Origin of the sequence: Flavobacterium sp. (assembly GCF_043780635.1) — a bacterium.
Taxonomy (GTDB): domain Bacteria; phylum Bacteroidota; class Bacteroidia; order Flavobacteriales; family Flavobacteriaceae; genus Flavobacterium.
Genome location: NZ_JAYWCK010000052.1, coordinates 1 through 23,981 on the forward strand (window position 1 = coordinate 1; position 23,981 = coordinate 23,981).

The 23,981-nt window shown below is 34.2% G+C and carries 25 protein-coding genes; 21 read left to right on the forward strand and 4 right to left on the reverse strand.

Features of this window, described 5'->3' with window-relative positions; translation table 11 throughout:
• Positions 1-130 precede the first annotated feature (130 nt).
• The 13 genes from ACH2BV_RS05040 (at position 131) to ACH2BV_RS05100 (ending at position 11,219) form a co-directional block, all read left to right on the forward strand.
• Entirely contained in the window at positions 131-469 is a 339-nt protein-coding gene (locus ACH2BV_RS05040; protein ID WP_395049633.1) for a hypothetical protein, read from the forward strand.
• A gap of 255 nt (positions 470-724) precedes the next feature.
• Positions 725-1,492: a S1/P1 nuclease gene (locus ACH2BV_RS05045; protein ID WP_395049634.1), complete on the forward strand. Its 768-nt coding sequence runs from the start codon at positions 725-727 to the stop codon at positions 1,490-1,492.
• Between the two features lie 557 nt (positions 1,493-2,049).
• The gene (locus ACH2BV_RS05050; protein WP_395049635.1) at positions 2,050-2,355 is read left to right on the forward strand and encodes a four-helix bundle copper-binding protein; all 306 of its coding nucleotides are present in this window, start codon (positions 2,050-2,052) and stop codon (positions 2,353-2,355) included.
• Positions 2,356-2,373: 18 nt separating this feature from the next.
• A complete protein-coding gene (locus ACH2BV_RS05055; protein ID WP_395049636.1) occupies positions 2,374-2,682 on the forward strand; it encodes a heavy metal-binding domain-containing protein in 309 nt (102 codons plus the stop codon).
• A gap of 395 nt (positions 2,683-3,077) precedes the next feature.
• A complete protein-coding gene (locus tag ACH2BV_RS05060) occupies positions 3,078-3,608 on the forward strand; it encodes a CIA30 family protein (RefSeq protein ID WP_395049637.1) in 531 nt (176 codons plus the stop codon).
• A 258-nt stretch (positions 3,609-3,866) separates the two neighbouring features.
• Positions 3,867-4,727, forward strand: a complete 861-nt coding sequence (locus tag ACH2BV_RS05065) for a sulfurtransferase (protein WP_395049638.1) — start codon at positions 3,867-3,869, stop codon at positions 4,725-4,727.
• Between the two features lie 257 nt (positions 4,728-4,984).
• A complete protein-coding gene (locus ACH2BV_RS05070; protein ID WP_395049639.1) occupies positions 4,985-5,848 on the forward strand; it encodes a CPBP family intramembrane glutamic endopeptidase in 864 nt (287 codons plus the stop codon).
• A gap of 113 nt (positions 5,849-5,961) precedes the next feature.
• A complete protein-coding gene (locus ACH2BV_RS05075) occupies positions 5,962-6,927 on the forward strand; it encodes an NAD(P)-dependent alcohol dehydrogenase (RefSeq protein ID WP_395049640.1) in 966 nt (321 codons plus the stop codon).
• Positions 6,928-7,355: 428 nt separating this feature from the next.
• Entirely contained in the window at positions 7,356-7,889 is a 534-nt protein-coding gene (locus tag ACH2BV_RS05080) for a Crp/Fnr family transcriptional regulator (RefSeq protein ID WP_395049641.1), read from the forward strand.
• 72 nt (positions 7,890-7,961) lie between these two features.
• A complete protein-coding gene (locus ACH2BV_RS05085; protein ID WP_395049642.1) occupies positions 7,962-8,762 on the forward strand; it encodes an MBL fold metallo-hydrolase in 801 nt (266 codons plus the stop codon).
• A gap of 44 nt (positions 8,763-8,806) precedes the next feature.
• A complete protein-coding gene (locus tag ACH2BV_RS05090; protein ID WP_395049643.1) occupies positions 8,807-9,694 on the forward strand; it encodes a hypothetical protein in 888 nt (295 codons plus the stop codon).
• Positions 9,695-9,723: 29 nt separating this feature from the next.
• Entirely contained in the window at positions 9,724-10,443 is a 720-nt protein-coding gene (locus tag ACH2BV_RS05095; protein ID WP_395049644.1) for an MBL fold metallo-hydrolase, read from the forward strand.
• A 155-nt stretch (positions 10,444-10,598) separates the two neighbouring features.
• On the forward strand, positions 10,599-11,219 hold the full coding sequence (locus ACH2BV_RS05100; RefSeq protein WP_395049645.1) for an SGNH/GDSL hydrolase family protein: 621 nt from the start codon (positions 10,599-10,601) through the stop codon (positions 11,217-11,219).
• Between the two features lie 220 nt (positions 11,220-11,439).
• On the opposite strand, the gene ACH2BV_RS05105 is transcribed toward ACH2BV_RS05100, so the two are convergent.
• The 4 genes from ACH2BV_RS05105 to ACH2BV_RS05120 form a co-directional block, all read right to left on the reverse strand.
• Positions 11,440-13,608, reverse strand: coding sequence for a TonB-dependent receptor domain-containing protein (locus tag ACH2BV_RS05105; RefSeq protein ID WP_395049646.1), 2,169 nt, complete (start codon positions 13,606-13,608; stop codon positions 11,440-11,442).
• Positions 13,609-14,012: 404 nt separating this feature from the next.
• Positions 14,013-14,495, reverse strand: a complete 483-nt coding sequence (locus ACH2BV_RS05110; RefSeq protein ID WP_395049647.1) for a hypothetical protein — start codon at positions 14,493-14,495, stop codon at positions 14,013-14,015.
• A gap of 202 nt (positions 14,496-14,697) precedes the next feature.
• A complete protein-coding gene (locus tag ACH2BV_RS05115) occupies positions 14,698-14,952 on the reverse strand; it encodes a helix-turn-helix domain-containing protein (RefSeq protein ID WP_395049648.1) in 255 nt (84 codons plus the stop codon).
• Positions 14,900-15,493 carry a hypothetical protein gene (locus ACH2BV_RS05120; RefSeq protein ID WP_395049649.1) on the reverse strand — a complete coding sequence of 198 codons (594 nt, stop codon included), beginning with the start codon at positions 15,491-15,493 and terminating at the stop codon, positions 14,900-14,902. Before ACH2BV_RS05120 ends, ACH2BV_RS05115 begins: the two co-directional genes overlap by 53 nt.
• On the opposite strand from ACH2BV_RS05120, the gene ACH2BV_RS05125 reads away from it, so the two are divergent.
• The 8 genes from ACH2BV_RS05125 to ACH2BV_RS05160 all read left to right on the forward strand — a co-directional run.
• Positions 15,470-16,057, forward strand: a complete 588-nt coding sequence (locus tag ACH2BV_RS05125) for a carboxymuconolactone decarboxylase family protein (protein WP_395049650.1) — start codon at positions 15,470-15,472, stop codon at positions 16,055-16,057. The two genes, ACH2BV_RS05120 and ACH2BV_RS05125, sit on opposite strands and share 24 nt — an antisense overlap.
• Positions 16,058-16,072: 15 nt before the next feature.
• Complete coding sequence (locus ACH2BV_RS05130; protein WP_395049651.1) at positions 16,073-17,131, forward strand: NAD(P)-dependent alcohol dehydrogenase; 1,059 nt, start codon at positions 16,073-16,075, stop codon at positions 17,129-17,131.
• 29 nt (positions 17,132-17,160) lie between these two features.
• Positions 17,161-17,736 (forward strand): DJ-1/PfpI family protein, encoded by a 576-nt coding sequence (locus ACH2BV_RS05135; RefSeq protein ID WP_395049652.1) that lies wholly within the window; start codon positions 17,161-17,163, stop codon positions 17,734-17,736.
• A gap of 17 nt (positions 17,737-17,753) precedes the next feature.
• Entirely contained in the window at positions 17,754-18,041 is a 288-nt protein-coding gene (locus tag ACH2BV_RS05140; protein ID WP_395049653.1) for a 4a-hydroxytetrahydrobiopterin dehydratase, read from the forward strand.
• 299 nt (positions 18,042-18,340) lie between these two features.
• On the forward strand, positions 18,341-19,984 hold the full coding sequence (locus ACH2BV_RS05145) for a M28 family metallopeptidase (RefSeq protein ID WP_395049654.1): 1,644 nt from the start codon (positions 18,341-18,343) through the stop codon (positions 19,982-19,984).
• A gap of 114 nt (positions 19,985-20,098) precedes the next feature.
• The gene (locus tag ACH2BV_RS05150; protein ID WP_395049655.1) at positions 20,099-22,381 is read left to right on the forward strand and encodes a GH92 family glycosyl hydrolase; all 2,283 of its coding nucleotides are present in this window, start codon (positions 20,099-20,101) and stop codon (positions 22,379-22,381) included.
• 280 nt (positions 22,382-22,661) lie between these two features.
• Positions 22,662-23,213: an HD domain-containing protein gene (locus ACH2BV_RS05155; RefSeq protein ID WP_395049656.1), complete on the forward strand. Its 552-nt coding sequence runs from the start codon at positions 22,662-22,664 to the stop codon at positions 23,211-23,213.
• Position 23,214: 1 nt separating this feature from the next.
• A partial coding sequence (locus ACH2BV_RS05160; protein WP_395049657.1) for a YitT family protein occupies positions 23,215-23,981 on the forward strand: 767 nt, incomplete at its 3' end.

Below are 23,981 nucleotides of genomic sequence, written 5' to 3' on the forward strand. Positions count from 1 at the left end.
GGCATTAACTTTAGTTCAATATGTCAATAAATTTATCTTTGACAGACCAATAAACAATATCAAAAATCAAATAATTTAATTACACCCAACGGGTTAAAATAATTGAAAACTTATTAAAAAAACTTATAAAGTGGCAACAAAAATTTATTCAGGAAAGGAATCCATTTCTACAGACCAAATCTTTTTAGTAGAAAAAGGAAAAATATACAATGGAAAATATTCAATTTCTTCAGATGAATTAAAAAATATATATCCTGAAGGCATTCTCATTGTAGATAACACAAAAATTTTCAAAGGGCAACATGCAACTTCATCAGAACAAATATTAACGGTATCAAAAAAAAATATTTACAAAGGAAGAGAAATAAATTCCTCTGATCAAATAGGAGTAATTGATGGAGATCGTCTAAATGATGACGAATTTGCTAAAATTATTTATTTACTGGCAAAAAAAAATAATCTATTATAATTCAAAAATTATTACGAGTTTGTCCATAAAAATATTTCGGCAATGATAGTAATGTGCCCCCCTATGGTGATCGTCTTTGACGAACTTATACTGAATTAGAATTCAATTCGAAGCGTTTACAACACGGTTTATCCCCTTGACCGCCAGTGGAAAATGACGCCAGAAAAACTTGCTATTTAATTTCCCAAAATAATTAATATTTAATTAACGCTCCAAAGCTACTACCCCACCTATATTTGCCAAAAAATTAACCCAATGAACAAAGCCTTAATTACTTTGGCCTTTTTACTGAGCCTACTAATTTTGCCTTCCAAAACATTTGCCTGGGGCAAACAAGGACACGCATTAGTGGCCGAAGTAGCGTTTAATTATATGGATAAAAATACCAAAAAAGAAGTCCTGAAATACCTCGACGGAATGACCATTGAAGATGCTGCGAACTGGATGGACGATATAAAAAAAGATCATTCCTATGATTATATGGGAGCTTATCATTATGTCAATTTTGACAATGGAGTTACTGTTGAAGAAAAAGAGGGTGCCAATATCATTTACCAATTGGATATCACCATCAAAGCATTGCAAAACAAAAAGAACCTGTCCAAAGAAGAAATCAACACCAAAATCAAAATCTTGTTTCATCTAATGGGAGACATGCACCAACCCTTGCACGTAGGTTATGGAGATGACAAAGGGGGTAATACCATTCAAATCAACTACAATTTTAAAGGCACCAACCTACACGCCTTATGGGATTTCGGTATCATTGAATCCAAAAACATTAGTCTTACGGACTGCCTTAGTGCAAACAAATATTCCAAAAATGAAATCAGGGCACTTCAGGATATCAATGTAGTTCAGTGGGCAACCGATTCTAGAGCCTATTTACCTCAAATTTACAGCACTGGTGGAAGTAAAATCAATGACGAATATGTAGATGCTAGTGTACCCATCATTGAAAACCAAATCCTCAAAGCTGGAATCCGTTTAGCTGGAGTTTTAAATTCGGTTTTTAAAAGTTAAACAGGATTTTTAATTTAGTTCGCTAAATACTGGCGATTTAAACACATAACCGTATAGTTACTTTATTGGTTACGCTGTGGAAATTAATACCCTAGAAGTCCTGAAAAGATTGATAAAAATCAAAGAGTTCGAGAGTTTAAAAAACTCCGCTGATTTTTTCACAAACCCCAATAAAACCCTTTAATCGCATGATTTAGAGGTTTTTTACTTTACTCCTATCCAAATTATTCCTAGTTTCTCCTTTTAATGGGGTACAATTCCGGGCAGTTTACAATTTTAAAAATAGTGTGCTCCTGTCTTTGGGAACCCTTTTGAAACTAGGGAATCCTTTCTTGAATATCATTTGCTTTGTACTGTTTGTTTATCTGATTTTCTATTCATTTAAAGGTTTTCAAAGGGCATATTAAAAACCTATATCTTAGACTATTTAGCGTTTTCGGGATATAATTTTAGTGGGAATTTTACAAATTAAAGAAACAATACTGTAACTATCAAAACGGAAGTTTGCCTTAATTTTATTGAACCATAAATTTTTATGGAATTAATAAAGTAATCCAATGAAAAATGTTAACGTATGTATCGAAGCGTGTCTTGCCTGTATGGTAGAATGCGAAAAATGTGCCACCGATTGTTTAACGATGGAGGGGCACGAGGAATGTATTAAACTTTGCCGTGATTGTGCCGATATATGTGCACTTTGCGCCCGTTTATGTGCCAGAGGCTCAAAATTTGCTGATGCACTTTGTGCTTTATGTGTAAAATGTTGTGAAGCATGTGCCCAGGAATGCAATAAACACGATATGGAATGTTGTAAAAAATGTGCGGATGCCTGCAAAAAATGTGCAGATGCCTGTAAAATGTAATAAACTAAATTTGAAAATATGAAACATAGACTCTTTTCTGTCCTGCTAGTGCTATTCTTATTGGTTTCTTGCAACCAAAAAAATAAAGAAGCAACAATAAACAACTCGCACATGATGGATAACGATTCCACGATGATGCACAATGACTCCACAATGATGAATAATGACTCTACAATGATGAAAGACAACACAAAAATGATGCACGAGAATTCCAATACTTATTCTTGTCCGATGCATCCCGAAATACATGGAAATTTAAATGATAAATGTTCCAAATGCGGAATGAAACTGACCGTTCCAGTACCTCAATCCACTGAAAAAAAATAAATAGTTTTCTGTTTTTACGGAATCTTTGCCAGGAAAGTACTCTTTGTTTGTTTTTTTCAGCAGAAAGCACGTTTAAAAGGAACCTAAAACCTTAAAGCCCTTTAAACATAAATGTTTAAAGGGCTTTTTAATTTACTCCTTATGCTTACCCATTTTTTTTCGTAGCGCATTTCGTACTGGCCGCAGAACCGATTCTGGTCGATGCGTAGCGCCAGGGTTGCGGAGTCTCTGCCGCCTATGGCCTGCTACAAGTCGGGTTAAGGTTGGTTTTGTATTTCGGAAGATTTACTTCGTCTATTCGCTATCGCTCTGGTGGCAAATTCGAAAAAAGGGCTTAAATTAGCCCCCAACCCGCTTTAGTACCGGAACGTTTTAAATAATTATAAACATAGATTATGAAGTACCTGATAGGTATTCTTATTTTGATAACCGCAATGAATAAAGAACTAATTTTCGATTTTAACAAAGATTCTAATATACAAGGCTGGAAAATTGTTGACGATATTGTCATGGGAGGAAATTCATTAAGTAGCTTTAAACTAAGTCCTGATGGTTTTGGATTATTTGAAGGCCAAATCTCTTTGGAAAATAATGGTGGATTCTCTTCTGTACACTACCGATTCAAGAAATTAAAAGTAAATAAAGACAGTAGCATAATCATTAAACTAAAAGGAGATGGTAAAAATTTTCAATTAAGAGTAAAAGATGATTCTAGCAATTCTTATTCCTACATCGTTCCTTTCGCAAGTTCGGGTGAATGGCAAGAAATCGAAATTAAACTGAAGGATATGTATCCTTCATTTAGGGGAAGAAAACTGGATTTACCCAATTTTTCACAAGATTATATTGAAGAACTCGTTTTTTTAATTGGGAATAAAAAACCAGAAAAGTTTAAATTATTGATTGATACAATAGAGTTGAATTGATTTAGAATTTAATCTTAACAAGCTGAATTTAAACAAATGTGAACACTATAGGGTTTGTTCTATTTAGTTTTCATTCAAATTAAAAAAGGAATAAATAAAAATTAACGTAGACACTCGTCTCAATCCATTCGAAAATTTTGTGGAATTACCGTTATTAATTCCTATTTTCGTTTAGTCGAAAACAATCCTTTTCACAACTTAGCAAACTAAAGGAGTTAGGTGGACGGCATTTTACACGAACCAAAATGAAAATTAAAAATGAACATCAATATTTCTCCAATTATTCAGGCTCAAGAATTGCTGAAATTATATAAATCTGAAAATTTAATTATTGCAGATGTTAGTAATGGAAAAAATGCAAAATCAAATTATGAAGCAAAACATTTAGAAGGAGCACTATTTATAGATTTAAACACGCAACTTGCTGAAATTAAAGATGATTTGTCCATTGGTGGAAGGCATCCATTACCAAAAATTGAAAATTTCGCAAAAACATTATCAAATCTTGGAATTTCTCCAAAAAGTCATATAATAATTTATGACGACAAAAATGGTTCAAATGCATCGGCAAGATTGTGGTGGATGTTGAAGTCTATTGGTCACGAAAAAGTCCAAGTTCTTAATGGTGGAATTCAAGAAGCCGAAAAGAATAACTTTCCATTAAGTTCAAAAACAGAAATTATTAACAAAACTGAATTATATAAAGTTGATAATTGGAAATTACAAATTGCCGAAATTGAAGAAGTTGAAAAAGTTTCAGAAACCGAAAATCATATTGTAATAGATGTTCGTGATGTAGCTCGTTATAATGGCGAAACTGAACCTATCGACTTAATTGCAGGACATATTCCAGGAGCTATAAATGTTCCTTTCACGGAAAATTTAGACGAAAACGGGTTGTTTTTATCTCCGAACTTTCTAAAACAAAAATATGAACAGCTATTTGGAAACGTTGAAGCGAAAAATATAATTGTTCATTGTGGTTCGGGCGTTACGGCTTGTCATTCACTTTTAGCAATCGCCTATGCTGAATTGGAAATTCCGAAACTTTATGTTGGTTCCTGGAGTGAATGGAGTAGAAATAATAAAGCAATTGAAACGAAAACTGAAAATAAATAAAAAACAGTTTTAATTATTGTACCATTAAAAATTAGATTAAAAGAAACTGACATTGAAGACCATCTGACTGTAAGTAAATAAAGGGCATAAGCTAACAGCAGTTTTTAGCAAGGTGGACTTAATGCCTAACTGAATGTTATTTTTGTATATTTAACTTCTGAGAAGACCTAAAATAAAGTAATAAAAATCCCCACCAACTTAAAGCCTTATGACGATATGCAAAATAACATTCAAATAACCCTAACAAAATAAAATAAATGGAAACAAAAACTGTAGGACAAAAGATTCTTTATTTTCCTTTAACAAAGATAATTATTGGATTAATAGTTTGTATTGGAACACTAGTAATCCTAAAATTAGGAATTGAAAAACTACTTGGTTTATTCAATCTTGAGAAAACGACTATAACTCTTTTGTCGAATACGTTATCCATATTTATTGTGCTGTTTAGCTACACCACTCTTTACCAATATTATGAAAAAAGAAGTATTACAGAATTATCAAGCAAAAATTTAGCAAAAAATTTAAGTTTAGGAATTGCATTAGGAGTAGGTTTACAGTCGCTTACTATTTTTGTAATTTATCTTTATGGTGGATTTTCCATAATTTCAGTTAACAGCTTCATTCCTCTTATACCTTCTTTGATTGGTTTTACTGCCGTTGCAGTTTTTGAAGAAATAGTATTCAGGGGCATAATTTTTCGGATTACCGAAGAGAAATTGGGAAGTTACATTGCAATGGTAATATCGGGTTTGCTTTTTGGATTTGCTCATCTCTTTAATCCAAATAGTTCAATTACAAGTGCCTTATCTATTGCTATTGAAGCAGGTCTTTTATTCGGAGCTGCCTATATTTATACAAGAAATTTATGGTTTCCGATAGCAATGCACTTTGCTTGGAATTTTACGCAATCTAATATATTTGGAGCAGCCACATCGGGAAGTATTATAGGAAAAAGCCTTTTTACAACTAAAATAGAAGGGTCTGTATTACTAACCGGTGGCGATTTTGGTCCTGAAGCATCGATTCAGGTTATTGTGTTTTGCGTGATAACTACAGTTATATTAATGAAGTTAAATCACAAACAAAATAAAGTCATAAAACCTTATTGGTCGAAATAATCTCTTAATAACATAAATACTTGTAGACTTGAATTAACTTTTATAGTTTGATTCTTTTTAGTGTAAACCACCACAATTGAAATCAAATATTAAATCAATAAAATATTTTTGAAATGAAAGCAATTGTATATACAAAATATGGCCCCCCAGAAGTAGCTAAATTAATGGAGGTTCCTAAACCTAAACCAAAAGACAAAGAAGTATTGGTTAAGGTTTATACATCAAGCGTAAACCGAACTGATTCAGGTTTTCGTAGTGCTGAATATTTTATTTCACGATTTTGGAGTGGTCTTTTTCGCCCAAAATATCAAATATTAGGTTGTGAGTTTGCAGGTGTAATCGAAGAAATTGGCACGAGTGTTACATTATTCAAGAATGGAGATAAGGTTTTTGGATTTAATGACAAATCCTTCGGCGGTCATGGAGAGTATTTAACAATTGCAGAAACGGATGCCGTTACAAATATACCTGAAAACATTAGCTTTGAGGAAGCAGCAGCTCTTACAGAAGGATCACATTATGCTTTAGTGAATATTAGAGCAGCGAAGGTTGAACCTGGACAAAATGTCTTAGTTTATGGTGCAACCGGAGCTATTGGTTCTGCGGCTGTGCAATTATTAAAACATTTTGAGGCAAATATAACTGCTGTCTGCAATACAAAAAATGTTGAGTTGGTAAAATCTCTTGGTGCAGATGTAGTTATTGACTACCAAACACAGGATTTCACAAAGACAGAAAATAAATTTCAATTCATTTTTGACGCAGTAGGTAAAAGCTCATTTGGACAATGCAAGCCTATGTTAACTGAAAAAGGAATTTATATTTCAACAGAATTAGGAAAAAATGGAGAGAATATACTTTATGCACTTATCACACCATTTTTTGGCGGCAAAAAACTTTTATTTCCAATTCCATCAATAACGAAACAGGACGTTCTATTTTTAAAAGATCTTGTTGAAAAAGGTGAATTCAAACCTTTAATTGACCGGAAATATCAGATAGAACAAATAGTAGAGGCATATAAATACGTTGAATCTGGACAAAAGACCGGTAATGTTGTACTTCAAATAGTAGAATAACAATAACATAAACGGTGATAAATTATTTTAATCTTTGTGGTATATCAATTCATAAAATTTTTACTTTAAAACCTCCTTTTACGGAAAACCGTAAAATCATATTTTTATTAGTTGTAAATTTTAAGTTTTAAATTTAAAACCAAAAAAGTTATTTATATCATTAATTAAGTGGATATCCCATAGCCAAAAATGCACCTAAAGCAATTGCAAAAATATCTAATATTATAGCACGAATTACCCCTAAAATTCTAATTACCCGATTGGTTTCCCCATTAAAATCCATAATCCAAAGTACTAAAAAGTGCTAAAAAAAATATAAGGTTCTAGAATTAAAAAAAATAACTTTGCAAACACATATAAAACGTAAATTTGAATAAAATTTATTACACGCTACTGCCATTCAATCAATGATTAATTATTTTAAAAAAATGGGCTTTTCAGAAGAAAGCCTAACTATTTTTTTAAAACAAATTAAAACAAGGACATTTGATGCCAATGAAATTATTCTTTTTGAAGGCCAACAAGAAAATTATATGTCCTTTATCGACAAAGGAATTGTTCGCTATTATGCGGTACACAGTGACAAGGAAATCACCTTTGATTTTGCTTTTCAAAACTCCTTTTATTGTGCTTATGACTCTTTTTATACCAGAAAAAAAACGGGCGTTTATATTCAAGCCATTACACCGTGCATATTGTATTCGATCTCACACGAAAACCTGAATGCACTTTATGCTATATGTGAAACCTCCAAAAAACTTGGACAAATTGCCACCGAATATCTACTCTCCAAAAAAGTAAAAAGAGAAATGGATTTATTGCTCAAAACCCCTCAAGAGCGATACGAAGCCCTTTTTACGGAGCAATCCAAACTGATACAATTGATTCCTCAAAAATACATTGCGTCCTATATAGGCGTAGTTCCGGAAACCTTAAGCCGAATCCGAAAACGCATTTCTTGACCAAAGTCAATTTCTCGCCCATAAATCATTCTCAACTTTGCATCAGTAAATAACTGATAAAACAAAATTGAAATGAATTTTAGCATCACCCACATTGACACCGCTTGTGTATTGATTAACATCAACGGATTTAAAATCCTGACCGATCCAACCCTGAACAAAAAAGACGGTTGGTTGCCACAATATGTAACAAGCCCCCTCGCCTTTTCCAAAAAATACATTGACGCAGCACTTACTCCCGCCGAAATTGGAAAAGTGGATTTGGTCTTACTTAGTCACGACCATCACAAAGACAACCTGGACAAAACAGGAAGGGATTTCATCAAAACTGTTCCACTGGTATTATCCACTACCGCTGCGGTTCATAGACTTAAAGATACTAATACCATTGGACTCGAAAACTGGGAAGAATACACCATAAAGGATGAAAGAGTCACAGGATTAAAGATTACGGCTATTCCGGCGCAGCATACCAATATTAAACGATTGGATAAAATGATGGGTAAAGTCCTTGGTTTTACCATCGAATGGGACAATCAGGAAAAAGGGTGCCTCTATATTTCTGGCGATACCGTGCTTTTTGAAGGAGTTTATGAACTCGCCAAACGAAAAAAAGTTGATGTTGCCATTTTACATCTCGGAGCAGGAGCTTTCCCATATCTAAAAAAGAATTTAAGAGTAACCATGAATGGTGAAGAAGCCATAAAAACAACCCAATTACTTCAAGCCAACGCAGTTATTCCTATACATTATGAAGGTTGGTGGCATTTTAAACAATCCGTATCCTCATTATTAAATGAGATAAAAAACTCAAATGTAAACGACAAATTCATTTGGCTAAAAAGCGGGATAGACACTAAAATCGCCTCTTAAAGACAATTAAACACTTATATAAACAACAATAAAAGAATAAAAAAATGAAAAACACAATCAAGTTAAGCCTTCTATTTGGCTTATTTATAGCTGTAAATTCGAATGCACAAAACACAAAAACCATCACTGGATTCCATCATATAGAAAGTGTTGCAACAGATGGCCATTTTATATATGTTGCCGACATTGGTAAAGAATTAAACCCTACAGCCAAAGATGGAGATGGCAAAATATTTAAATTAAACCAAAAGGGACAAATCCTTGATTCGACATTTGTCAAAGAGAAACTAAATGCTCCAAAAGGTTTGGCTATTGATAATGGAATTTTATATCTCAATGACATCGACCGTTTAGTGGCAATTGACTTAAAACTAGGTACAAAATTATATGAAATTGATTTTAGTAAAGACAGTTCGTTTTTAAACGACATTGCCATTTGGGATACTGCTATATTATATGTATCTGCATCAGATAAAAGCAAACTTTTCAAAGTCAATCTCAACGATAAATCTTATTCCGAAATTAAAATCAACACCACAATCCCAGGTATCAATGGATTATTTTGCAACAAAAAAGTTAATAGAATTTATGTAAATGGTTTTGGAACCACCAATCTTCCCAATGGTGTTGTTGGCTATATAGACTTAAAAGACAATACATTCATAAAACTGACTGGCTTTGAAGAATCTTTTTACGGGCTATATATTTACAAGGACGTACTCTATGTAAGCAGTTTTGGTGCATTGAAAGAAAAAGGAAGACTATTTTCAATACAACTCTATAACAATAGGATCAACGAAATAAACTTACCTGAAACTATTGCTGGCCCAGCCAATTTCATAATACTCAAAGACCAATTAATTGTTCCGGGAATGATGGATGGAGAACTTCATTTTATTAAAATAGATACTAGTTTAAAACAAAATCTATAATGCATTCCGCATTCAAAAAATCATTAGAAATGAAAAAAATTATTCAGTTATCCATTTTCCCTTTTGGAATGATAAATTGTTTTCTGATAAAAGGAAAAACAAAACATGTATTGGTTGATACAGGAGTTCCCAACAGCGAGAACAAAATAATTAAACAATTAAAAATGCATGGTGTCAATATAGATGATATTGGATTAATAATCATAACACACGGGCATATTGACCATTTTGGAAGCGCAAAAGAATTAAAAGACATTTTGAAAATTCCCATTCTGATGCACGACTTGGATAAGGTTGCATTACAAACAGGAAAAAGTATGCTTGAAACCTTAAAGTCTAACCACAAACTTTGGGACATTGTTCTTAAACCAAAAATAGTAAATGATACTGCTTCGCCTTGTTTTCCGGACATAGTATTAAGTGGAAACCAAGAATATGATTTATCAATTTATGGAATAAATGGAAAAGTAATTCATACACCGGGGCACACCCCAGGCTCTTTATCTGTTGTTCTTGAAGATGGGAGTGCAATAATAATGGATTTAGCTTCATCAGGAATATTTCTTGGGGGAATTGCATTTCACTCAAGAATGAAACACCCCCCTTTTCACGACAATTTAGAACAAGTAAAAAAAAGTATCAATCAGATACTTTCATTAAACACAGAAACGTTTTACCTTGGTCACGGCAATCCAGTTTCAAGAAAATCATTAATAAATTATAGAGACAAGTTTTTGAAATTACAATAAAACGACAACTGAAGTGCTTCTATTAAATATTTGTACTTAATTCAGTATTGTACTTTAATGAACTTCAGCGCAAAATGCCACCATAACTCACATCTGCAAACCGTTAAGGGTAATTTGTAGATCGATATTAACAAAAGAAATACATAACAGAACAAATGACAAATTGCTTATTTTTTGGAGACAGTATTACATACGGTGAATACGATGGAATATTAGGAGGTTGGGTAGACAATTTAAAAAGATATTGCCACAGTAGATATTGCAATGACAATTCAAAAGAAGTTAGCATTTTTAACTTGGGAATCGGTGGTGAAACGACCGAAGGACTTATAAAACGTTTTGATGTTGAATTTTCTGCAAGAAAATCACCATTTGATAATTTAATATTCTTGAGTTATGGTGTGAATGATTTAGCTATTAATGACAATGTTCAAATTGTATCAAAGGAACAATACAAAAAGAACTTGCAAAATGTTATTCGAAAAGCTAAAGAAGCTACAGAAAAAATATTCTTAATAAGTATTTTACCCATTTCATCAAAAATAGACGGAGTAATATCGTCTACAGGCAAATTTCGCACAATAAAAGCTATCCAAGAATATAATGAAGTGCTTAAAAATCTTGCTAAAGAAAACGGACTAGAATTTATTGACACTTATTCTGTGTTTTTTGACACTAAAGAAGATAATTTATCTAAAGACAGTGTGCATCCAAATGAAAAAGGGTATCAACTTATTTCGGAAATTATTAAATCAATCATTGAAAAATATTTGTAAGATGCTAAGTTTATTTTCATATCTAACTTTAAAGGAAGAGTAAATACGAAGTATTGCTGTATCCCTGACTTTTATGGCTTAGTAGAAACTTGGTTAGAGTTTGTATTTTTTCGAGTACTTCTAAACTGAATGATTCCTATAGAAGAATCTGAATTGTAATAGAATGGGGAGATGTAACTATTTTATATTATTCAAAAACTATTCTAATTATTGGTACAAGTTATAGCCATATTTTAAAACCACCATTACAAATAAAGCCTTCTGTCGGGGTGTAAATTTCTCTGAATTCAGGGTTTTGAATTGTTCCGGAATACATACTTTCCCATTTTGATTGTCGGGTGTCTAAAAAGTTTTCGAGGTTTAAAAACAAACTAAAATGTTTAAATTTATATTCCCCTGAAATACCTGTAACCCAATAATCACGAACCTTTTCGTTGGTACTTAAAAATTGTTCTCCAATATAATAGAGTTCATAGCCTAATCGCAATTTTTCATTCCACTCGTACATAACGTCTAAGTTGAAATGGTGTTTTGCTGTTAAAGGATTGACAGTAGAAACATTATTGTAATTTCTGTTTACATCTGTATAGGTATACCCAAAAAAGCATGAAATATCATCAAGTCGAAGTTTTATCGTTGATTCAAAACCTTTGGCTTCCAAATATCCATTCGCATTTTCAAAAGAAAAATTACTTGTTCCTGCGACAGGATTTAGCACTAAAGGATTTTTGATGCTGGTGTAAAAAAACAATTGATTGAATGAAAAATTGATGTCTCCAAAAATTATTGTTTTATAATTAAGGTCAGCATTTAAGCCATATGATTTTTCAGGACTCACTTTTGTAAAGTCAAGCGGATTAATATTTTGAAAGGCTTTTTCTTCGGCTTCTTCCGAGAAAATTGTAGGTGTTTTATAGCCTAAACCACCGCCAATCCTTGAAGTGAGCTGGTCTGTTATTTTATACAACAATGACAAACGTGGCAATACAAAAAGATCCTTTCTATTGGTTATATCGAAACGCAAACCACTTTCAACAATAAATTTCTCGGAAACCTTTAGATTGTTTTGGGCAAATACTCCAAAAGCCGCACTAAAATAATCTAATTTATCAGCAACGATATTGATTTGTCTGAAATTTTCGGAAACCAAATTTGCTCCTATATTCCATTCTGATTTTTCTTTTGGAATCAGGTAATTGGCTTCGCTAAAAGTGGCTTGTTGCTGACCTTCAAAAAGATATGCCGATCGCTCTATTGACCTGTTAAAATATCCAATGCTGTTTTTAATTGTTACTATATTTTTATTGGAAAATATCTTTTCAAATTTTGCCAAAGTTGCATATCGGTTTGTATTATTGGTTTCAAAATAGGAGTGAATAGCATCGGCATTGTAGTTTATTACTTGCATGTCCCCGCCTGTCCGCTTTTCAAATCCTGCATTTATACCAAAACTAAAAGTTGTTTTGTCGTTTGGATAATAAAAAAAATTAGGTATTATGGAAAACCGGTTGTACTTTGGAATATCTGAAAAACCGTCATTATTGCTGTCGTACCCTTTTTGAAAATTATTTGCTGCGTAAATTGTAAATCCTGTTTTTTTATATCTTTCAGAATAAAAACCACTTAAATCCAAAGCATTAGTTTGGTTTGTGTTTGCTAAGAATGAAATTTCTCTCTTAGCAGTTGGCTCTTTTGTAATCAGGTTTATCAGACCTGCAATTGCTCCACCACCGTACAAAGTTGATGTAGAACCTTTGATTACTTCCACTCTTTTTAAATTCAAAGGAGGAATTTGCAAAACACTCAAACCACTAGCAAAACCAGAATACAACGGAAATCCATCCTGTAAAAGTTGGGTATATTTACCGTCCAAACCTTGTATGCGTATACTGGCACTCCCCGACACCTGGGACGTTTGTTGTGTTTGAACACCTACAATTTCAGAAACCAACATTTTAATATTTCCTGGTTGCATCACAGATTTTTCTTCCAAGTCGGCTAATGGAATACCTTCAATTCGCGTAGGAATGTCTTTTATATTTCGGCTGCTTCTTGTGGAAGAAACTATTTTTACTTCTTCTAATTCCTCTGATGAAGGTTCCAAAACTATTGTGATGGTATCACTTTGAGGGAATACAATATTGTTTTCGTTCTCTGTATATCCAAGTAATTTAAAGAGGATCGTTTGTTTACCATTTGGAATATTTTTGAGTTCAGCAAAACCGTTATCATCAGAAGTCGTACCGTTTTGGGTTCCTTTTAAAAATACAGCAACCCCACTTAAAGGTTCGTTTGTCTTTTCGTCTTTGATTATTGCTTTTAAATTATTTTGAGCAAAAACATTTATCGAGAAAGTGATGATAAAAAGTAGCGTAATTATTTTTTGCATTTTTGTGTCAAGTCTTTATTAGATTGCAAAGTTAGTAAATAAAGTGGTGGAAATTTGTGAAGGATTGCAATTAGCAGAGTCGGTTTGTTTTCAAGTCATCATTAATAGATTTCTTTGCCTTCTTTATATAAGTAACACTAAATTTCTATACCTTTATTTTTAAATCAACACCTAAGAGCGCTTGCCCCTCTTTTAAATCGGAAAATTATTGTTATAAGTTTGACCAACCTGAAAAATTTACAAGTGTCAACATCAAACTATAGTAACCATTGAAAAAACAGAATCCGAAGTTTTCAGCCTTCGGATTCTTTTATTACTACATTAGTGATGCCATCAATAGTTTAGGATAATCCTTAGCCCTGAACTTATTGAAAGACAAATCATTATTTCATTCTATTTATTCCTTATTTATTGACGCAATCCACCGTTGTGAATTTATATTTCACCTTATCAAAATCTATAGGTTTGCCTTTAACAAAATATGAGGCACCCATTGTGGTTTCTATTTCTCCATTGCCTAAAATAAGATCGTTTCCTCGTTTTAAAAATGCCATTGGATTTTTGTATGTTATTTCCTTATTCGCTTCCTGGATGAAGGTATAGGCAACAAACAAGGTGTCTCCACGATATTCTCCCGCGATTTTCCCAATCTTTTTGGCTCTATTAAAAATTTTCATCTCCATATTCCCCGTTATAGTTCCGTTTTTTAAAGTATTGATTTTTAATTCAATCGTGTCGTTTTCATACAATGCATTATAGCACTGAACGCTTACAGGCTTTTCAGCCGAGACTGGGGTAGCGTCAACGTCTTTTTTGCTTTGATTTTTATTACAGCTTTCGAGTCCAATGCAAGCCAATAGCAAACAAAACAGACCTAGATTTTTCATAATATTAAATTTTAAGTTTTTAATTACAGCAATAGCCATTGCTAATTTACGCATAAATAGTGTGGATTCATATTGATTTAGTCTTTTATATTTTGGTGATAAATATATTATTACCGTAAAATAGCCTGTTAGATCTAGCTTAGTGAGCAATAAAACCAGTACTTATGATTAAGAACTCTATGATTTAAAATTCATTACAAATTTACCTATAATTTATAGTTCTGTATTCATTGGGCGCATAACCTGTGTTTTTTTTAAACATGCGGTTAAAATGCTGAGGGTATTTAAAACCGAGTTCAAAAGCTATTTGGCTTTCCGATTTTTGGGTATCGAAAATTCTTTCTTTGGCAACATCTATTAATTTTAACTGGATGTATTCCTGAGCCGATTTTCCGGTCTCTTTTTTAATTAAATCCCCAAAGTAATGAATTGGGAGAAAGATGCAAAAAATCTGCAAAATAGCTCACTGAAGGCAATCCCAAATCCTTAGTGGTTTCCGATTGAAAAAACTCATATAACAGGTTTTCAAATTTTGACAGGATGTCGGTATTGCTTATTTCACGGGTAATAAACTGTCTGTCATAAAACCGAACACAGTAATTCAACAACAACTCAATATTATTGTTTATAATGCTTTTAGTATGTTTATCGATGGATTGACTTAGTTCATATTCCAACTTACTAAATAAATCTTTTATAATTTGTTGCTCTTTTAAAGACAAATGTAAGGCTTCATTCGAATCATAGGAAAAGAAAGAAAATTGGTTCATTTGTTTGCCAAGTGCTGTACCTTTTATTAAGTCCGGATGAAAAAGTAGTGACAAGCCAGTTGGTTTGTAATTAACATCATTATTGATTTCTAAAACTTGTCCTCGACTAAAAAAAACAAGAGTGCCATCCTCATAATAGTAAGTACTTCGCCCATATTGATAACCCACGATACTATGGATACCAAAACCCGTGTGCTGCTTATAATGGCTTCTAGTATTACTAGTCAAGCATTAAGTGTATACAAAATGTATGTTAGTGCAGTATTGAATATTGGAATTACACCTATTGAAATTAAAGAAGTTTTGTATCAATCCGTTCCTCACGTAGGGATTTTAAAAGTGATGGATTTTATTAATGCTACTAACGAAATATTTGGCGAACGAAATATTTCCGTACCTTTAGCAAATCAATCGACCACTACATCCGAAACAAGAATGGAAAAAGGATTGGCCAAACAAAAAGAAATTTTTGGCGATATCATTGACAATATGTATAAAAATTCTACAGAAGATTTGTTACACATTCAGGAGTATTTGTCTGCCAATTATTTTGGTGATTATATTACTCGAAATGGCTTGGATTTAAAAACAAGAGAAATGATAACACTCTCTTTTCTTATTTCATTGGGTGGAACCGAAAGCCAAATCAAAGGACATATACAAGGCAATTCTAATGTTGGAAATGACAGGCAAACGCTTATCAATTTGATAACACAATTATTGCCTTCTGTAGGTTATCCGCGGACTTTGAATGCCATTCAATGTTTGAATGAAGTATTACCTTTAAAATAAAATTTAATAACAGCTATGAAAACAACAAACGTAAAAGCATTTGGCACAAAAGCAGCTGATGCTCCTTTGAAAGAGATGACCATCGATCGCAGAGACCTGACGGCAAAAGACATCGAAATTGAGATTTTGTATTGTGGAGTTTGCCATTCTGATTTGCACACTGCTAGAAATGATTGGGGATTTACGGTATATCCTTCGGTACCAGGTCACGAAATTGTGGGTAGAGTAACAAAAGTGGGAAGCGAAGTAACCAAATTAAAGGTTGGTGATATAGCAGGTGTTGGCTGTTTAGTAGATTCCTGCCAAACTTGTGAGAGTTGCAAAAAAGATTTGGAGCAATATTGCCTGACCGGATTTACCGGAACTTATGGTAGTGCCGACAAACATTTAGGCGGTTTCACTTTTGGAGGTTATTCTGAAAAAATTGTTGTAGACGAACACTTTGTATTGAAAGTGCCTGCCAATTTAGATTTGGCTGCCGTTGCACCCTTGCTTTGTGCCGGAATTACCACTTGGTCCCCACTTCGTCATTGGAATGTTACGAAAGGGAGCAAAGTTGCCGTAGTTGGTTTAGGTGGATTAGGCCATATGGCTATCAAATTAGCCAAAGGTTTAGGAGCCGAAGTGACTCTATTTTCCAGAAGCCCTGGCAAAGAAAAAGATGCTTTAGCATTAGGAGCCGATGCTGTAATTATTTCAACTGATGAAAATCATATGAAATCGGTAAGCGGAAAATTCGATTTGATTATTGATACTGTACCTTATGTACACGATGTTAATCCTTATGTAGCGACTCTAAATATAAGTGGAACTTTGGTTTTGGTTGGCTATTTAGGAGGTTTAGAACCCTTTTTAAATACAGTTCCAATGATATTAGGACGAAAATCGGTAGCGGGTTCTCTCATTGGAGGATTGGCCGAAACTCAAGAAATGCTAGACTTTTGTGGCGAACACAATATTGTTTCGGAAATTGAAATCATCAAAATGCAGGATATCAACGAAGCGTATGAAAGAATGCTCAAAAGTGATGTGAAGTATCGTTTTGTGATTGATATGGCTTCTTTGAAAGAATAGTATTGATTTTTAATTCTAAATTTATAACAATGAAAAAAGTATTATTCTTAACCGGAGACTTCACTGAAGATTATGAAACTATGGTTCCCTTTCAAATGCTTGAAATGGTGGGTTATGAAGTTCATGCCGTTTGTCCTGACAAGAAAAAAGGGGATACTATCAAAACAGCCATACACGACTTTGAAGGTGGCCAAACTTATACTGAAAAACCGGGGCATAATTTCACTTTAAATTATAGCTTTGATTCTGTCCAAGTGAATGATTATGATGGCTTGGTCATTGCTGGAGGAAGGGCACCAGAATATTTGAGAATGAACAAAAAAATAATTGAAATCGTCCAATATTTTTTCACCACTAATAAACCTGTTGCCGCCATCTGTCATGGTATCCAAATTTTAACTGCTGCAGATGTTGTCAAAGGAAGAAAGTTAACCGCTTATCCAGCTGTTGGTCCAGAAGTTACCTCAGCCGGTGGAGTTTTCCAATCGATTCCGGCAGACGGAGCGTATGTAGACGGTAATTTAGTCACTGCACCAGCTTGGCCTGCTCATCCAAAATTTATTAGGGAATTTTTAAAAATTATGGGTGCCAAAATTGAAATATAAACAAAAAACAAATAATAATGACTCCACTAAACGAAGCAGAAATTAAAGTCCGAATGAGCAGTATTGATAATGATTGGATTGTAAAAGGGAAATTCATCCATCGGGAACTTCTTTTTAAAAACTTTATCGAAGCGTTTTCGTTTATGACGTCTGTTGCCCTAGTTGCTGAAAAGTCAGGTCATCATCCCAATTGGAAAAATGTCTATAACAAAGTAACTATTGCGCTTAACACTCATGATGCCGACGGGATAACCGCTAAAGATTTTGACTTGGCCAAAGCCATAGACCAAATCTTAAAGAAATAGGGATAAATCTGTGTTTGCTTAAGTTCATTCATAATAAGCCTGGTCTAAAGATTAGGCTTTTTTGTTTGTCGGAATAGGTGCGCTAACAAAACAAAAACGGCAGAAAAGACTTTCATCGCATCATCTTAAATTCGCATTCCTGAAAAAAAATGAATTTACTACTAAAATTCAATATATTTGAAATTAAGTATTACGATATTAGTTCAAATCTACCTTTAATTTGGGTGCACTTGGATTATTTTATCAGACTTATAAACGAGTTTCGAGTCAAACGAATCCATTCACCTTAAACTTTATTTATGAAAAAAGTACTGATATTATCTCTACTTATTTATTGTTTTCCATTCCATTCTGTATTTAGCCAAAATCCGGATGCCATCACAACTATTTTACAAAATGTAAGTCCGGATGCTATAAAAGGACATATGACTTTTCTTGCCGATGACTTGTTGGAAGGCAGAAAACCAGGCACGAGGGGTTTTGCAATAGGCTCAAAATATATAGAAACTCAATTTGTAAGTTTGGGTTTACAACCTGGTAATGGCTCTTCTTATATTCAGAAGGTACCGTTGCAAAAAGGACTTGTAAATGAAAATGAAAGCTACTTTGTCATCAAAAATGGAAACAAGGAAGAAAAGCTAATCTATGGCCAACACTTCTTATTGAGTCCTTATTTTTCCTCAGCAAGTTCAGGAGTGACCGCTCCGTTGGTCTTTGTAGGTTTTGGTGTTTCTGCTCCTGATTTTAATCATGATGATTATCAAAATATTGATGTTAAGGGTAAAATTGTAGTATATCTAAATGGCACTCCTAACACATTGTCTAACAACGAAAGAGCTTATTATGGAACTCCTGATGCAAAATATAAAGAAGCTATCAAACGTGGTGCAGTTGGCGTTATCACTTTTACCCTTCCTAATAACAAACCCAATACTTGGGATGCTATGGTCAAAAAGTCTAAAGGGGGTTCCCATAAATGGCTTAAAAGTCAATCTGTTCCAGCCAATAGTTATGAAGCTCTAAAAAGTGTTGCCTTCTTTAACAATGAATATGTCGAAAAACTTTTTGTAAATGCTCCCGAAACTGTACAAAAAATAGTTGAGTTGGCTGCAAAAGGCAAGTCGCTTTCCTTTCCGTTGAATCTCTCGGCCAGTATTCAGGTGAAAACAAATACAAAACCAATTGAAAGCTCCAATTTAGTAAGTATTCTAGAAGGCAGCGATCCCGTATTGAAAAATGAGTATGTGGTTTATGCCGCACATTTAGATCACTTTGGCATTGGAGTACCAATACTAAATGATTCCATTTATAATGGCGCTCATGATAATGCTTCAGGTACAGCTATTCTATTGGAAATTGCTAAAGCATACCGTACTTTGCCTGAAAGACCAAAAAGGTCAGTCATTTTTGCAGTTGTTACAGGTGAAGAATTAGGTCTGCTCGGTTCGGATTATTTTGTAAATAATCCACCCATTCAAAATGGAAAAATTGTTGCCAATCTGGCCATTGATATGCCGTTCTTTTTTCATCCGGTTCGTGATATTGTACCTTACGGAGCAGATCATTCCAGCCTTGGAATACAAACCGAAAAAGCTGCCAAAATATTAGGGTTAAAAATCAGTCCCGACCCTCTTCCAGAGCAGGTTGTTTTTATTCGAAGCGACCATTATAGTTTTATAAAAAAAGGAATTCCGGCTTTATTTATAAAAAGCGGTTTTATGACTGTACCACAGGATCCGGTGGATCGAGCAAAGTCAGATGTTGAATGGCGCAATACTATTTATCACAGTCCGCAAGACGATATGAATCAGCCTTTCGATTTTGACGCCGCTACTATGCATGTTAAACTCAATTTTTTAATTGGTTATTTTGTTTGTAATGAAGTCCTTGCACCTGATTGGAATAAAGATGATTTTTTTGGAAAGCAGTTTAAGAAAAAATAAAATTAATGTAAATGATTCCTCCTATTTTTCCTCGCTTGTGGTTCGACGAACAAGCCAAAGCTACAGCCTATTATTATTGTTCCGTTTTCAAAAACCGATCAAATATTTAAACCGATGAAACACTTTCTATTTGTTCTACTACTACTCCATTTTAATTGTGTTGAAGCCCAACAAAATTTAATTCCCTATGTAAAACCCATTATTGGTACCGAAAAAATGGGACACACTTACCCTGGTGCCACGGTGCCATTTGGAGCGGTGCAATTGAGCCCGGAAACTGATACCATTTCTTATGAACTGAACGGGAAATACAATGGGGCAGTTTACAACTATTGTGCAGGATATAAATACGAAGACAAAACCATCGTTGGCTTCAGTCATACCCATCTCAATGGGACGGGACATTCTGATCTTGGCGATTTTTTAGTGATGCCCACACAAGGAAAACTGCAGTTGAATCCTGGAACGGCATCCAATCCCAAAAACGGCTATCGTTCTGCATTCTCCCATTCGAATGAAATCGCAGAAGCCGGTTATTATAAAGTTGCCCTCGATGACGATGCTATTATTGCTGAAATGACTGCCACTAGTCGAGTAGGAATACATCAGTATACTTTTCCAAAATTGGATGAAAGTCACATCATTCTGGATTTAATGGCCGGTATTTATAATTATGATGAAAAAAATGTCTGGACTTATGTGCGAGTGGTCAATGACACACTGATTACAGGATACCGCCAAACCAATGGATGGGCTAGAACCCGAACAGTATACTTTGCCATGGCGTTTTCAAAACCCTTTATTCATTATGGACAAAAAAATTATGATGGTCCACAAGCCTATCGTGGTTTTTGGAGAAAATTTGACCAATCTGATAATTTTCCGGAAATAGCGGGAAAAAAGATTCGCATGCATTTTGATTTTAAAACAGAAGCTGCCGAAAAAATTAAAATAAAACTGGCCCTCTCCTCCGTAAGCCAAGCCAATGCAGTGGAAAATATGCAAACGGAAATTAAAGACTGGGATTTTGAAAAGGTAAAAAGTGATGCCCAGAAATTATGGAATACCGAGCTGAATAAAATTGTAATTGAAGCTTCGGAAGCCACAAAGATCAATTTTTATACGGCCATGTATCATACCTTTATCAACCCTACTGTTTATATGGATGTAAACCGGCAATACAAAGGTCTTGACCAGGACATTCATGTCGCTGCTGATTATACCAATTACAGTACGTTTTCTCTATGGGATACCTATCGAGCCTTGCATCCCTTATTCAATATTGTCCAGCCTTCCCGCAACAACGACATGATTAAATCGATGGTGGCGCATTACCAACAGAGCGCTTTGCACATGCTGCCTATCTGGTCTCATTATTCGAACGATAATTGGTGTATGAGCGGTTATCACAGTGTGTCAGTAATTGCAGATGCAATACTAAAAGGAGTTTATGATGGCGATCCAAACGAAGCACTTGATGCTTGCATAATCACAGCGAACCACCGCCACTATGAAGGCATTGGTTCTTACATGGATTTGGGTTATATTCCTACTGAAGAAAGTGGCATTTCGGTATCCAATACTTTAGAATATGCCTACGATGACTGGTGTATTGCACAATTAGCTCAAAAACTGAATCGCCAGGACGTTTACAAAGTTTTTATCAAAAGATCTGAAAATTGGCAAAATAATTATAATCCTGCTACAGGTTTTATGCAACCTAAACAGGCAGACGGCAGTTTTAAAACCAACTTTGATGCGCTGTCTACAAATGGTCAAGGATTTATTGAAGGAAACAGCTGGAATTACAGCTTTTTTGTTCCACACAAACCCGCTGAACTGATTGCTAAAATGGGCGGTGCAACTGCTTTTTCCTCCCGTTTAGATACATTATTTACCATGCATTTGCCGGATTCCTTTTTTGCTGAAACAGAAGATATTACCCGTGAGGGAATCATTGGGGGTTATGTTCACGGCAATGAGCCCGCACACCACGTTGCTTATCTATACAATTGGACCAATCAAGCATGGAAAACACAATATCAGGTTCGGAAAATTATGCAAATGCAATACAAACCCACGCCTGATGGTCTAGGAGGTAACGATGATTGCGGACAAATGAGTGCCTGGTATATTTTCTCTTCCTTAGGGTTTTATCCGGTTGCACCCGGTTCCACTGACTATGCTGTAGGATCGCCTTTGGTGAATCATGCCGTAATCACTTTAGAAAATGGTAACAGTTTTACAATACATGTGGTGAACCAAAAAGAGCGCAATGTATATGTTCAAAAAATATTGCTTAACGGCCAACCTTTACCTACTTTGTTTCTCAATCACAGTGAAATAAGTTCTGGAGGAACCTTGACCTTTTATATGGGGTCTCAACCTAAAAAATGAAGTTTATTTTATGCGAGACAATGCCATAAATTATGCTATTTTTTAAAGAATTGCCACTATTCAAGCTTGTGTTCTTTCATGATTTTTATTTTTGAAATAAGAATTAATGCTTTAGATAATGCTGAATGAATATTTCATTTTGTCTATAAATTACCCCAACATCCAAATATTCAATACTAAATAATTCTTGAAAAAAATTCATTACTATTATTCTTTTAATATCTTAGCCCTGAAAACATTATAGCTTATTATGCAGCATCTTCCTGAATGCCAACTTATTTTGAATAAACTTAAAACCGAATTATCGGAAAATCTGTTTTATCACACTATTCATCATACTCTTGATGTATATCATTGTGCTGCAAGTATTGCAAAAGAAGAAGGAGTTACTGATTCAGATTTGAAACTGCTTCTTGTTGCTGCCATCTATCACGATGCTGGGTATCTTATTCAAAATAAAGATCACGAACAGCGCTCTTGTGAAATGACAAGGCAATATTTACCTCAATTTCATTATACAAAAGAAGACATAGACCATATTTGCAACATTATTATGGCAACAAAAATACCACAAAATCCAAAATCTCATTTAGACGAAATCATTTGTGATGCCGATCTGAATTATTTGGGACGGACTGATTTTTTTAGTATTGGAGAGAACCTTTGTAAAGAAATGCTTGCCTTTGGTTACATTAAAAATAAGGAGGAATGGAACCAGATTCAGGTGGATTTTATGCAAAAACATCATTATTTTACCCCAACTGCTATCAGACATAATAATTTACAAAAGGAAAAAAATCTAGCCAAAGTACAATCTAAAATCAATTACTAAAATGATAGAGAAAATTACTCAACAACGTATTATTGATGCTATTTACACCATTGCAGGCATATTATTTTGCGGATTTTCATTGAAAGGGTTCTTGATTCCCAACCAATTTTTTGATGGCGGAGTGACCGGCATCTCCTTATTAGTTCATGAATTGTACCACTGGAACATTGGAATCGTCATTATGCTGGCCAATATTCCTTTTATAGTCCTTGGCTCTTATCTTGTTAATAAGACATTTGCTATACGAACGTTTCTTGCCATTACAGGGTTGGCACTTTGCCTGTATTTTATTCCGTATCCTCAAATCACCTCTGATAAACTGCTTGTTTCTATTTTTGGCGGCGTATTTTTGGGATTGGGATTAGGATTGGCCATGAGAGGCGGATGTGCGCTTGATGGTATCGAAGTATTAGCACTTTATACCGGAAAACGCATCAGTTTTACGATTAGCGAGATTATACTTGGAATCAACACTATTATCTTTTTAATTGCCGCCCTAAAACTAGGTTTGCCTGTCGCACTTTATTCCATACTCACTTATTATTCTGCTTCGCGGACGATTGATTTTGTAATTGAGGGTCTCGAACAATATACCGGTGTCACCATAATATCAGGTCAAAGTGAGAAGGTTAAGGAAGAACTGGTATTAGGTTTAGGGCGTGGCATTACTGTCTATAAAGGCGAAAGGGGCTTTATGAAAGACAGTTATGAAATCAGCCAACCTGTTGACATTGTTTTTACTGTTGTCACCCGAATGGAATTAATACG